The organism is Shewanella pealeana ATCC 700345 (genome assembly GCF_000018285.1).
GTDB lineage: Bacteria > Pseudomonadota > Gammaproteobacteria > Enterobacterales > Shewanellaceae > Shewanella > Shewanella pealeana.
Genome location: NC_009901.1, coordinates 223,642 through 236,999, shown reverse-complemented (window position 1 = coordinate 236,999; position 13,358 = coordinate 223,642). Strand labels below are relative to the sequence as shown.

Here is a 13,358-nt window from a genome sequence, read left to right as displayed (position 1 = left end):
CATCATCCAACAAGTTAATGTTAAACAACGAGCTAAGACACTTAATGTTAAGTGTTTATAGAACTCAATTTTTTAATTTCGCGCTAATGCTATAAACAACAACTTACAAGTAAGTCACTGTCCCTTTCACATTAACACTATCAGCTTTCCAAATTTTTAAAGAACGATATCAACTACGTGAAGTAGGATATTTCGTCGCTCATCCCTACAAAGTAGAGACAAACAAGCAATCTGTGTGAACACTCAACAACTATCAAGTTAGTCGTATAGGTAAGGAGGTGATCCAGCCCCAGGTTCCCCTAGGGCTACCTTGTTACGACTTCACCCCAGTCATGAACCACACCGTGGTAAACGCCCTCCCGAAGGTTAAGCTATCTACTTCTGGTGCAGCCCACTCCCATGGTGTGACGGGCGGTGTGTACAAGGCCCGGGAACGTATTCACCGTAGCATTCTGATCTACGATTACTAGCGATTCCGACTTCACGGAGTCGAGTTGCAGACTCCGATCCGGACTACGACCGGCTTTGTGAGATTAGCTCCACCTCGCGGCTTCGCAACCCTCTGTACCGACCATTGTAGCACGTGTGTAGCCCTACTCGTAAGGGCCATGATGACTTGACGTCGTCCCCACCTTCCTCCGGTTTATCACCGGCAGTCTCCCTAAAGTTCCCACCATTACGTGCTGGCAAATAAGGATAAGGGTTGCGCTCGTTGCGGGACTTAACCCAACATTTCACAACACGAGCTGACGACAGCCATGCAGCACCTGTCTCAGAGTTCCCGAAGGCACTAAGCTATCTCTAGCGAATTCTCTGGATGTCAAGAGTAGGTAAGGTTCTTCGCGTTGCATCGAATTAAACCACATGCTCCACCGCTTGTGCGGGCCCCCGTCAATTCATTTGAGTTTTAACCTTGCGGCCGTACTCCCCAGGCGGTCTACTTAATGCGTTAGCTTGAGAGCCCAGTGTTCAAGACACCAAACTCCGAGTAGACATCGTTTACGGCGTGGACTACCAGGGTATCTAATCCTGTTTGCTCCCCACGCTTTCGTACCTGAGCGTCAGTCTTTGTCCAGGGGGCCGCCTTCGCCACCGGTATTCCTTCAGATCTCTACGCATTTCACCGCTACACCTGAAATTCTACCCCCCTCTACAAGACTCTAGTTTGCCAGTTCAAAATGCAGTTCCCAGGTTGAGCCCGGGGCTTTCACATCTTGCTTAACAAACCGCCTGCGTACGCTTTACGCCCAGTAATTCCGATTAACGCTTGCACCCCTCGTATTACCGCGGCTGCTGGCACGAAGTTAGCCGGTGCTTCTTCTGCGAGTAACGTCACACCCAAACGCTATTAACGCTTGAGCTTTCCTCCTCGCTGAAAGTGCTTTACAACCCGAAGGCCTTCTTCACACACGCGGCATGGCTGCATCAGGCTTTCGCCCATTGTGCAATATTCCCCACTGCTGCCTCCCGTAGGAGTCTGGACCGTGTCTCAGTTCCAGTGTGGCTGATCATCCTCTCAGACCAGCTAGGGATCGTCGCCTTGGTGAGCCATTACCTCACCAACTAGCTAATCCCACCTAGGTTCATCCAATCGCGGAAGGCCCGAAGGTCCCCTCCTTTCCCCCGTAGGGCGTATGCGGTATTAGCAGTCGTTTCCAACTGTTATCCCCCTCGACTGGGCAGATACCTAGGCATTACTCACCCGTCCGCCGCTCGTCACCTCAGAAGCAAGCTCCCTTGTGTTACCGCTCGACTTGCATGTGTTAGGCCTGCCGCCAGCGTTCAATCTGAGCCATGATCAAACTCTTCAATTAAAGTTTTTTTGCTTCTTCCACCTTACAAGTAAGGCTAAATCAGCGGCTCAACGAATTCTGTGATTTGTTTCCACTTTAAAAAGTAGAATCAAACTTTTTTCATATTGCTATGAACACTCATTCATTAAGTCAATTTTGATTGCCTCGTGAGAGACAATTTCGAATAACTTAATCTCTGTGAGTGTCCACACAGATTTGCTTGTCATATTGTTAAAGAGCGGTGCTAATCCTATTGAGAACGAGTCTCTCAGTTAGCAGCCTAGGACGCTAGGTCGTTGGCTTGAGGAGGCGTATTCTACACTCTCCAGTGTCGGCGTCAAGCGCTTATTTTAAGAAGTTTTTCAAGCGATGATTCTTTATACAAGACACATCAAATGAAGCTCTTAAACCGCTTCTCACCAGATTCAAATCTCTTTCGATTTTCGAATCCCTAACACCGCTGCAAGTCCCTTGCTATCTAGCTTTTGCTAAGAGCGATTGGCCTGCTGTGCCGTGTCAGTGGATGCGCATTATAGGGAGTTCTCGGAAGAGCGCAAGGGGCTTTCGTAATTAAATTAGCTTTTTCGAATCAAGCGAATAGTAATCAAACGATACGTGCAAAAAAGGGGCTAAAAGCCCCTTTTTTATCATTAATAACACTATTAAATCTAATCTGCGTTCTTAGTAAGAGAACTTGATAGTTGAGGTTCTGCAAGAAACCCTTTAATAAGTGTTACCGCTTTATCGTCGTCCCAATCTACGAAGGTACGAACGAAAGCAATTAACTCACCTTCTCTATTAAGGATAAAGGTCGCTGGGATTGTGTCTAAAGGAAAGACATTACCCAACTTCTGTTCTTTATCATAATAGGTATTAAAGTCTTCCATACCTAATGACTTCAAGAACGGCTCTACTTGCTTGTTACCTTCGAGATCAATAGAAACGGGTAACACCTCAAAGTCATCAGATCCGATCTTGGCAGAGAAGCGGCTTATTGCAGGCAACTCCCTAACACACGGAGGACACCAAGTCGCCCACATGTTTACCATAATGACTTTACCTTTATATTGGCTAAAGTCGACGGAAGCACCTTCGCTGTTTTTAAAAGCTACGGCTTCGATCGGAAATGGCTTAGGAAGAACACTAATTAGATCGACACTAGATTGGACTTGTTTTTCAGCTTGCTTTTCCATTCCTGGATAAGCTTGCGCGCCTGCAGCAAACAACATGGTTGCTGCAGCTAAACCCACTATGGTCGATCTCATTTAGCGTCTCTCTTTAATAGACGATCGAGTTCTTCTTGCTCTTCAGTAGATAGCTCTTGGTTAGTCGCCTCTGCTATACGCTGTTTACGAATGAAAAAGAAACCTATCAAACCACCAAATAACAGTAGAGCTACAGGGCCTAACCAAAGTGCGTAAGTTTTAGCTTCCATGCGTGGCTTATATAGTACGAACTCACCGTAACGACTCGTCATGAATTCAACGATTTCATCATCCCCCTTACCTTCATCAACCATCTGGTATACTTCTAGACGAAGGTCTTGAGCAACTGGAGAGTTAGAGTCGATTAGGTTCTGGTTCTGACACTGCGGGCAACGTAAAGAGTGAGCTAGACTTAATGCGCGCTTTTGATTATCAACGGACTTAAATTCATAAGTGTCTACCGGCGTAGCATTAACAATACTTACCATGCTCACTAGAAGTACTAGAGCCGATAACCCCTTCATTAATGATTTAATCACGATGCACCATCCTTCGCAGCTTCAGCTTGTAGCTGTTGAACCATAGGGTAAAGTGTATCTTTCCATACGTTACGGTCAATTGGACCAGCATAACGGTAACGGATAATACCTTTATGGTCGATCAAGAAACTTTCTGGAGCACCATACACACCAAGATCTAAACCTAAACGACCGTCATGGTCATAGATATTGATAGCATAGGGATTACCTTCACGACTCAACTCACGAATAGCAAGTGGGCGATCATCACGGTAATTAATACCGTAGATAGGCAGAATCTTCTGACGCGCTAATGTCATTAAGAAAGGATGCTCATACTTACATGATGGGCACCAAGTTGCCCATACATTAAGTAAACCTACCTTGCCTTTTAGCGTTTCATTAGTCACGGTTTCCCCTGACTTTTCTAAAACCTCTAACTGGAAAGCCGGGATCGGCTTTCCTTCTAGAGCTGAATCGAGTTGTTGCGGGTTAAGGAAGAGTCCCTTATAAAGGAACACTCCCATACCTAAAAACACGACGAGTGGAATAAATAGTACTAACTTTTTCATACTAACCCTACTTCCAATTAAGCCGTAGCTAACTTGTCAGCTTCTTTAGCAGCTGTCTTTTCTGTGCTCTTAGCCTTTACGCGATAACGCTTATCAGAAGCAGCGAAGAAACCACCAACCATCATAAAGATTGAACCAAACCAGATCCAACGAACGAAAGGCTTGTAGTTAATACGCACCGCGTACTCAGTACGGCTAATTGGATCACCCATTGTCACGTAAAGATCTCGGAATAGGCCCCAGTCGATACCCGCCTCAGTCATGTCCATAGTACGAACATTGTATTGGCGACGGTCAGGTCTAAGCAGGGTTACATAATCGTCTCCCTGGTAAACCTCAATTTGACCTTGTTGAGCCGTGTAGTTTGGACCAACAACATTCTTGGTTTCAACATAGTTAAAGGTATAACCCGCTAACTCATGAGAAATGCCTGGGCCCATACGGACACTCTTCTCTAATGAGTAGTTCGAAACCATGGTGGCACCAACAACAGATACCGCAATACCAAGGTGAGCAATGATCATGCCCAGCTGGCTACGTCCAAGACGAGTCAAATCAATTGAGCCATCTTTAGTCTTAACCATGTTATAAGCAGCACGGAATGTCATCAGTGTGACCCATACCGCTGCCGCAATACCAAATACTACCCAAGCGTTAAACTCACCGCCGGCAATAAATGGCGCAGCTAGACCAACGACTGCAGAAATCACTGCAGGGATAATAAGCTGACGCTTAAGCTCACCCGCTTTAGATTTCTTCCAGCGGATAATTGGACCTATACCCATAAAGCCAAATAGTACAAGAACGATTGGAACAAATACGGCGTTAAAGTATGGAGGTCCTACAGAGATCTTACCCATACCCAGTGCATCGATTAGCAGCGGGTAAAGAGTACCGAGTAAAACAGTACCACAAGCGACCGTTAACAACAGGTTACATACCAGTAGCATGGTCTCTTTTGATTTCAGCTCAAAACGTGCTGGGCTACGCATCTCACTCGCTCTGAAAGCGAATAGTGTGAGTGAGCCACCAATTGCTAAACCGAGTAGCAATAGGATGAACATACCTCGACTTGGATCCGCAGCGAACGAGTGAACCGAAGTTAACACGCCAGAACGAACAATAAAGGTACCAAGTAAACTTAATGAGAAAGCAAAGATTGAAAGTAGAACGGTCCAGTTACGGAATGCACCACGCTTCTCGGTTACGATTAACGAGTGAAGTAGAGCTGTACCAATCAACCAAGGCATAAAAGAGGCGTTTTCAACTGGATCCCAGAACCACCAACCACCCCAACCGAGTTCGTAATATGCCCACCAAGAACCTAGTGAGATACCGCCAGTTAGGAATACCCAAGCTGCTAGTGTCCAAGGACGACTCCAACGAGCCCATGCAGAGTCTAGTCGTCCACTCATAAGAGCAGCAATTGCGAATGCAAAACTGACAGAGAAGCCAACATAACCTAGGTACAACATTGGAGGGTGGAAAATCAATCCAACGTCTTGCAACATTGGGTTAAGGTCACGACCTTCCATCGGGATTGGGAATAAACGCTCAAATGGGCTAGAGGTCAGCAACATAAATAGCGTAAAGCCGATTAAGATCATTGCTAACACCGACAGCACTCGTGCAGTAAAGACTTCTTCTAAGCCCTTACTAAATAGCGCAACCGCTGCAGCCCAAGCCGCTAATGAGAATACCCAGAATAGCAATGAACCTTCATGCCCACCCCATACGGCAGCTATCTTAAAAAAGATTGGCAATTCAGAGTTGGAATGATGTGCTACATAAGCTACAGAGAAGTCATCGACTGCGAAGCTATAGCCAAGCGCAATAACAGAGAAGAGAATAAAGAAGAACATGCCGTAACTTAGTGGCCAAGCATAGCGCACTAGGTATTGGTCTTTACGAGCTACACCTACTAAAGGAACGATGGCTAACAGCATGGCGAATGCCAGGCCGATAATCAGCGAAAAGTGTCCTAATTCTGGGATCATGGGTTTTCCTCAGTCCTAAACCATGCTTGATTAAGCTTTTGCTGAATCATCGCATACGTGTTTACAATTAACACTATTAAAAGGTACAAATTTTAGCTCAGTTTAGTATTTGCTATTGTTAATGTCTGCCTCTTTCGTACAAATATGGGTGACCTGTCTCATTCTTCCCCTATCTTATTAACAAACACACATAAACAATTGCATGTCACATTCAAGCCTATACTGAGCGAATTCGGTTGAATGTTAAGGTCTGACAGAGAAAGTTCCCGTAAGTTTCGGGAAATTTTACAAATAGAATCAATCTGTGAACAAGCACTCAACTTAGAGTATTTCAAGTTATATTACTGTTCAATGAATAATCTTTCCGTATAATCTTATCCCTAGTTCAGCGGTGAAGCCGCTTTTTCGCAAACTAAAGTGAAATAGACATAATGACCACATTCTGGATTTTGATAGCCTCATTTCTACTGGTTAGCCTAGCGCTGATTTGGTTCCCACATTTCCGTCAACAGCGCATGCTGAGGACTGAAGAAGCCGATGTTCGTAAGGGTACTAACCTCGAACTATTCAATGAGCGACTCGCTACTTTAGAGAAAGAACTTCAAGAAGAACTTCTCGATCAACCTGAGTTTGATGCCCTTAAGAAAGAGCTTGAAATCAGCTTACTTCAAGACATGAAGCAAGGTGATGACGAGTCATTAGTTAACACACTAAAGCCAAAAAGCATCATGTGGCCGTCAGTTATGACCGTCGTTATTGTCGGTATCTGTGGTTACATGTACTCAACATTGGGTGCCTATAAAAATTTAGACCAACCAATGACAGCAAATGATCCCCATGCAGGCCAAACCACTGAACAGATCATGTCGCAGCGTGTTGGCATGATGGAAGCACAAGCACAAGCAGAGCCTGAAAATAGCCAATTGTGGTTCAATCTTGGTCACGCTTACATTTCAGCAAACCGTTATGATGACGCAATCAAAGCATTCGATAAGACAATAGATCTTGTTGGTGTTCATGCTGAGTTACTTGGCCCGAAAGCAACAGCACTTTATTACCGCTCTAACCAAAAGATGACACCAACGGTTCAAGCTCTTGTTGATCAAGCACTAAGCCTTGACCCAGTAGACCCATCTACACTGTTACTTGTTGGCATGGATTCGTTCTTTACCGCGGACTATCCAAAAGCAATTGACGCTTGGCAGTTAATCCTAGATAGCGATCGTACTGACGTTGACCGTGGTGCAATCATGAATGCTATCGATAGCGCTAAAATGAGACTCGGATCAGATGGCGCGATGCCGAATGATGATGCTCATAAAAATGTACAGTCTGCAACAACGGCAAAGACTGTAACAGTTGAAGTTTCTATCTCACCAGAGCTTCAGGCTAAAGTGGCAAGTACAGATATGCTATTTATCTTCGCTCGCTCAACTGAAGGCCCTAAAGTACCTCTTGCAGCTACAAAGATTTCTGCGGAGTCTCTACCTGCAACGATTACTTTAGATGACAGCACCGGCATGGGTGGCAACACTAAGCTAAGCGATGCAAAAGCCGTTGAAATTATCGCGGTACTGTCTAAGCATGGTAGCGTAAGAGCTCAATCTGGTGACATCCAAGGCACACTTGCGATGCTAAAAGTTGGTGAGACTGGCCAACTAGTTCTTGATACTCAAGTTCAATAAGACTTAACTACTGAAAAAACCGGCGATAGTCGGTTTTTTTATGTCTATTCTCGACTAATGAAATTTATACCAATCAGTATAAAGGTTTGGTCGCTCAGCGAGAGTTTAGCTGTTTTGAGGCAAGGCCATTAAATGCTCCTCGGTAACTGCTCCTGCGTTACTCTCGATAATAGCTCCTACATTATTCTACCTACGACAATCCTTGGTCTCGTACCTCCTATATCCATATAGTCGTGCGTTAATGACATTCACCACATCTGACCTCCAAGGATGGAGGAAATGTCTTATGTATGCCGGGAACATACAAGACCATGTGGTTTGCAACGAGTGAAGAGCATAGTTGAACTAGGGTTAAGCTCCCTCTTGTTCCTTAAGAGTCAAAGCATCAGCACTGCTAAAACTCGCCATTCTGGAGCGTTTTTGGCTACCTACTTCTGCGTTGAACAGCTTCATAAGGGAATAACCATTCTTTCAGCTATTCGCCTTGAATTAGTTTGCCAAAAAACACTCTGAGTAGATCAACTTCTTATACTGATTGGTATTACATCCACGACAGTCCTTGAGCTACATCCCCCCTACAAGTCCTGACAAGTCAAAACTTATGAATGCTCGTCTCGACTTGACGGCTAATAGCTTCTACTCAATAGCCTAATAACATCACTCGCAACACGTGATAGTGGTAAGTGTTCACTTACAAACGTTGGTACATTAATAATAGCCGCCTGAATTCTAGACACAAAAAAACCGGCTTAGGCCGGCTTTTTGATGTCTAGCTAAAGCTTACTTAGACATATACTCGATTGCATTCTTGTAATCATCATCAGAGCAATCTGTACACATACCACCTGGTGGCATAGCGTTTAGGCCTGACTTAACAGAAGATACTAAAGCGTCCATACCTTTACCTAGACGTGGTTCCCAAGCTGCAGCGTCATGTGATTTTGGCGCACCAGCAACACCCATGCTGTGACATACTTGGCATGCCTTGTCATATACAGCTTTACCATCTTGAGCAAGTGCGCTTGTAGACAGAGTCATAGCTGCCACTGCAGTCAGTGCTAATAATTTTTTCATTTTATACGTTCCTAATGCAAATTCTAACAAAGCTCACGCTGCCCTCAAATTTTTGGCAGACTTGTTATAGCACGGCTAGGTTACTACAAAGTTCAACAAATGGCATCTTTTTGTGATATTAATCTCGCCAAAGCACTTTCCACAAGACATAGTTCTCAAAAACGTTAATATATTAGCAAATGTTTAAAAAGTTCATACAAAATACACAATATTCGAACTACATCAAATTGCTGACACTTAGCAACAAGCAAGACTAAACGCTTGAAAGTGTATGTGTTAGTATCTCTTGTGTTTTCATACAGCTTGATATAGAGGGCTCAGTGGTAAAAGAATCAAAAGCAACAACACTGGTATCAGCTAATAACTTAACTTGCATAAGGGAAGAACGCATTTTATTTGATGAACTTAGCTTCGATATAACCGAAGGTGAGATTGTTCAAATTGAAGGCCCTAACGGTGCAGGTAAAACAAGTCTTTTGCGGATCATCGCAGGTTTATCTCGCCCTTATGCAGGGCAAATCAACTTCAAAGGTGAAGACATTAACCGTTGTCGTGACGAGTACAATGATGAATTGTTGTACCTTGGCCACCTTGCAGGTGTTAAAAGTGAGTTAACGGCTGAAGAAAATCTTAACTTCAATTTAAGGATCAGTGGGTATGATGATTTCGATGCCCGTCAGATCCTTGCAAAAGTCAATCTCTCAGGTTTTGAAGAAGCGCTCGCAGGACACTTATCGGCAGGCCAACACAGACGTACAGCCCTTGCTAGGCTCTGGCACACTAACTGTAAGATATGGCTGCTAGATGAGCCTTTTACTGCTATCGATAAAAAAGGCGTAGAAGAACTTGAACACCTATTTTTAGCCCATGCAAAACGCGGCGGTTGCGTAATATTAACCACACACCAAGATATGGGTGTGATTGGCGATGATATTCTACGTAAAATCCGTCTCGATTATCGCTTTGTATAAGGTTTGGTAATGAAGAAAGGCATCAGTTATACCAAAGCATTTAGCACGCTGTTAAAGCGTGATCTGCAAATAGCAGTGCGCCATCGCGGTGACATTTTTAACCCGCTACTGTTTTTTGTCCTAGTGGTAACACTCTTCCCTCTAGGTATTGGTCCAGAACCACAAGTATTAACTCGAGTTGCACCTGGTATTATTTGGGTCGCAGCACTTTTGGCATCAATGTTATCGCTTGAACGTTTGTTTAAGGCAGATTACGCCGATGGTAGCCTTGAACAAATGCTATTAAGCCCTCAACCGCTACCTCTAATGGTGTTAGCCAAGGTGTTAGCGCATTGGATATTGACAGGCGTGCCTTTGATTTTGGTGGCACCATTACTAGCGGTGTTGTTGCATTTAGAAAGCAATAGCTACGGCGCGTTGATTGCGACGCTTGCGCTAGGGACTCCCGTGCTGAGCTTGCTCGGAGCCATTGGTGTTGCACTAACAGTTGGATTACGTAAAGGTGGTGTGCTTTTAAGCCTGTTAATTTTACCTTTATATATTCCAGTTCTAATTTTTGCTACTAGCGCGATTGACGCTGCTGGTATGAATTTACCTTATGATGGTCAACTCGCTATTATTGGCGCAATGTTGGTCGGTTCATTAACGTTAGCACCATTTGCAATTGGTGCATCCTTACGAGTGAGTACTAACTAAAATGTGGAAATGGTTACATTCATACGCGGATCCTGAACGCGCCTACAAACTCTCAGGCACCCTACTACCTTGGTTTGCCATGCTTGCAATATCGATGATTGGTCTCGGTACGGTTTGGGGCTTGGCTTTTGCTCCGACTGATTATCAACAAGGTGACAGTTACCGAATCATCTTTATTCATGTACCAGCCGCTTCTATGTCGATGGCAGCTTACATGGCCATGGCGACATCTTCGTTTATCGGACTTGTATGGCAAATTAAGTCTGCCGACTGGGCTGCGGCGGCTATTGCACCAATCGGTGCGGTCATTACCTTTATTGCGCTTATTACAGGTGCAACATGGGGCAAGCCTATGTGGGGTACATGGTGGGTTTGGGATGCACGCTTAACATCTGAACTAGTACTGTTATTCTTATACCTAGGTGTTATCTCTCTTTATGCTTCATTTGAAGATAAAGTATTGGCTGCTAGAGCCGCTGGCATTTTAGCAATCGTTGGTGTGATTAACATTCCAATCATCAAGTACTCTGTAGATTGGTGGAGCTCACTGCACCAGCCATCTACAATCAAGATCACTGAAGAATCTTCTATGCCTTCAGAGATGTTATATCCACTCCTAATTAACATCATGGGATTCGGTATAATGATTGGTGCGATAACATTAGTGAGATTTAGATCAGAAATTTTGGCACGAAATGGCATGCGTCCATGGGTTCGTGAACTTGCTAAAGCAGAAGGGGTCAAATAATGCAGTTCGACTCAGTTAGTGAATTTATCAATATGGGCGGCTACGCATTCTATGTTTGGCTTGCCTACGGTGTAACCTTTTTCTCACTAGGTACCTTAGTTGTCCTTAGTGTTAGACAGAAACGCAAGGTGTTAGTAGAAATCGCGAAGAAGATCCAGCGCGAAGAACGCCTAAAAGAAACTCGGAGTACAAAATAGTGAATCCTAGACGTAAAAAACGCCTTACCCTTGCTGTAGCCTTAATTGGTGGTGTTGCAGCGATCGCTTCTTTGCTTTTATACGCTTTGAACTCAAATCTAAACCTATTCTTTACTCCAACAGAGATTGTACAGGGTAAGAAAGATACCGGCGTTATGCCAGAGATTGGCCAGCGCATCCGTGTTGGCGGCATGGTGACCGTAGGTTCAATGGTACGCGATCCTAACAGCTTGCATGTTGAGTTTGCGATCCATGATGCTGCTGGCGGCGAAATCATCGTAACTTATGATGATCTACTACCGGATCTTTTCCGTGAAGGACAAGGTATTGTTGCACAGGGTGTCTTGTCTGCTCCTGGAGTTTTAGAAGCGACAGAAGTTCTTGCGAAGCATGATGAAAACTACATGCCACCAGAAGTTGCCGAAGCTATGGGCCAAACTCACGAGAAATTGGATTATAACCAAGAACAAAAATCTGGCGGTTACTAAACCAGATTTGCTCTCATCTAAAAAGCCTTCTTAACGGAGGCTTTTTTTATGCCCATCATTTGTTAATCTATACCGCACACAAGCCGCCATCTACGCTTAACCGGTATAGCTTTATGCTTAGACCAATTGAGCACTAACAAACAACTATGCTCTGAAGAGCGTTATATTAGTACCTCGATTAATCCTACGCCATCTAGACAACTTTCCTTTTTTGCTAGGGGACTCTGAATAGTCATTAAGCCCCAAAAATGCGCCTCTACCAACGATTCCTGACTTGTAGTGATATCTATGTGGATTTTTAAACGAATACTCTCCTCCGCGCAGCGAGAGCGTTTAAAGACAGATATAAGAATCCTTTCTAGCGAAGGCATTAAGTTCCCACGGTATAAACTGAAACTCACAACATACCTGCCTGTATCTCCATTACGCACTGTTCAAACCATTGCCCATATTGCAGATTCAATTGGTTTACACGATAGATCAGATATATGACCCTAGTAGTCCGCGCATCCACTTAATAACTATTGCGATCCTTTGTACTAACTAGTGCGGTTAGAACTTAGCTAACTGCTAGCTCTTACATAAAAGTTGATAAGAGTGCGTACGCCCTGAAAGATAATCAAAGAAATAGCCCCTCAAGTGATGACTGACGTTACAACTCGAAAAATTTTGACAGACTCAAGGCCCCTCCTACTCAGCGGCATAGCAGTTAAATCACCGCCTTAGCCTTTATATTGTCGAGCTAGCACCGGGAGGTTGAGAAATAAAATACCTGAAAGATAATTCGGGGCGTCAATAAATGACTTTGCCAGCACCTAATCGAACGAACACTCTTTTGACTAAGCAAGCATTATAGACGTGTCGCCCGCTCTCTGTACCAAACGAGCCAAAAGATAAGTAGGCAGAACGGCCTCTAGCTATAAGCTCAGAGTTTGAGTTTGAGTGTTAATGTTGACGTGAATTTCGGACATAAAAAAGGCCGAACTAATGTTCGGCCTTTTATAACTAAGACTTATTTACTCTGCAGTGTCTTCAACAGCTTCAGCTGCTTCAGGACGACCTACTAGTTCAATATACGCCATAGGCGCTTTGTCACCAGTACGTAGACCGCACTTAAGAATACGGGTATATCCACCAGGACGTTCCTGGAAACGTGGACCCAATTCAGTAAATAACTTACCAACGACTTCAGCGTCGCGAGTACGTGCAAATGCCAAACGGCGGTTTGCAACGCTATCACTCTTAGCAAGTGTTATTAGAGGTTCAACTACGCGACGCAATTCTTTCGCTTTAGCTACAGTAGTTTTGATCACTTCGTGACGAACTATTGAGCATGCCATGTTACGGAACATAGCTTGGCGATGACTGCTGTTACGGTTTAGTTGACGACCACTCTTACGATGGCGCATGACCT

At 44.2% G+C, this 13,358-nt stretch carries 12 protein-coding genes and 1 rRNA gene; 6 read left to right on the top strand and 7 right to left on the bottom strand.

Features of this window, described 5'->3' with window-relative positions; translation table 11 throughout:
• Positions 1–271: 271 nt before the first annotated feature.
• From SPEA_RS01190 to SPEA_RS01170, 5 genes are all read right to left on the bottom strand, one after another.
• Positions 272–1,814, bottom strand: a 16S ribosomal RNA gene (locus SPEA_RS01190).
• A gap of 647 nt (positions 1,815–2,461) precedes the next feature.
• Positions 2,462–3,058 carry a TlpA disulfide reductase family protein gene (locus SPEA_RS01185; protein ID WP_012153490.1) on the bottom strand — a complete coding sequence of 199 codons (597 nt, stop codon included), beginning with the start codon at positions 3,056–3,058 and terminating at the stop codon, positions 2,462–2,464.
• Entirely contained in the window at positions 3,055–3,522 is a 468-nt protein-coding gene (gene nrfF / locus SPEA_RS01180) for a heme lyase NrfEFG subunit NrfF (RefSeq protein ID WP_012153489.1), read from the bottom strand. The genes SPEA_RS01185 and nrfF overlap by 4 nt, the downstream gene beginning before the upstream one ends.
• Before the next feature lie 11 nt (positions 3,523–3,533).
• Entirely contained in the window at positions 3,534–4,088 is a 555-nt protein-coding gene (locus tag SPEA_RS01175; protein ID WP_012153488.1) for a DsbE family thiol:disulfide interchange protein, read from the bottom strand.
• A gap of 17 nt (positions 4,089–4,105) precedes the next feature.
• Positions 4,106–6,085: a heme lyase CcmF/NrfE family subunit gene (locus SPEA_RS01170; protein WP_012153487.1), complete on the bottom strand. Its 1,980-nt coding sequence runs from the start codon at positions 6,083–6,085 to the stop codon at positions 4,106–4,108.
• Positions 6,086–6,516: 431 nt separating this feature from the next.
• Here SPEA_RS01170 and ccmI point away from each other — a divergent pair, with 431 nt between their 5' ends.
• Positions 6,517–7,770 carry a c-type cytochrome biogenesis protein CcmI gene (ccmI, locus tag SPEA_RS01165; RefSeq protein ID WP_012153486.1) on the top strand — a complete coding sequence of 418 codons (1,254 nt, stop codon included), beginning with the start codon at positions 6,517–6,519 and terminating at the stop codon, positions 7,768–7,770.
• A gap of 780 nt (positions 7,771–8,550) precedes the next feature.
• Here ccmI and SPEA_RS01160 read toward each other — a convergent pair.
• Positions 8,551–8,844 carry a c-type cytochrome gene (locus SPEA_RS01160; RefSeq protein WP_012153485.1) on the bottom strand — a complete coding sequence of 98 codons (294 nt, stop codon included), beginning with the start codon at positions 8,842–8,844 and terminating at the stop codon, positions 8,551–8,553.
• A gap of 320 nt (positions 8,845–9,164) precedes the next feature.
• On the opposite strand from SPEA_RS01160, the gene ccmA reads away from it, so the two are divergent.
• Genes ccmA through ccmE form a run of 5 tightly spaced genes read left to right on the top strand, consistent with a single transcriptional unit; the run spans position 9,165 to position 11,944 of the window.
• The gene (ccmA, locus tag SPEA_RS01155) at positions 9,165–9,815 is read left to right on the top strand and encodes a cytochrome c biogenesis heme-transporting ATPase CcmA (RefSeq protein WP_012153484.1); all 651 of its coding nucleotides are present in this window, start codon (positions 9,165–9,167) and stop codon (positions 9,813–9,815) included.
• A gap of 9 nt (positions 9,816–9,824) precedes the next feature.
• Complete coding sequence (gene ccmB, locus SPEA_RS01150; protein WP_012153483.1) at positions 9,825–10,511, top strand: heme exporter protein CcmB; 687 nt, start codon at positions 9,825–9,827, stop codon at positions 10,509–10,511.
• Between the two features lies 1 nt (position 10,512).
• Positions 10,513–11,259, top strand: a complete 747-nt coding sequence (gene ccmC / locus SPEA_RS01145; protein WP_012153482.1) for a heme ABC transporter permease CcmC — start codon at positions 10,513–10,515, stop codon at positions 11,257–11,259.
• On the top strand, positions 11,259–11,456 hold the full coding sequence (gene ccmD / locus SPEA_RS01140; RefSeq protein WP_012153481.1) for a heme exporter protein CcmD: 198 nt from the start codon (positions 11,259–11,261) through the stop codon (positions 11,454–11,456). Before ccmC ends, ccmD begins: the two co-directional genes overlap by 1 nt.
• Positions 11,456–11,944 carry a cytochrome c maturation protein CcmE gene (gene ccmE / locus SPEA_RS01135; RefSeq protein WP_012153480.1) on the top strand — a complete coding sequence of 163 codons (489 nt, stop codon included), beginning with the start codon at positions 11,456–11,458 and terminating at the stop codon, positions 11,942–11,944. Before ccmD ends, ccmE begins: the two co-directional genes overlap by 1 nt.
• 1,016 nt (positions 11,945–12,960) lie before the next feature.
• Here ccmE and rplQ read toward each other — a convergent pair.
• On the bottom strand, positions 12,961–13,353 hold the full coding sequence (gene rplQ, locus SPEA_RS01130; RefSeq protein WP_012153479.1) for a 50S ribosomal protein L17: 393 nt from the start codon (positions 13,351–13,353) through the stop codon (positions 12,961–12,963).
• Between the last annotated feature and the right edge of the window lie 5 nt (positions 13,354–13,358).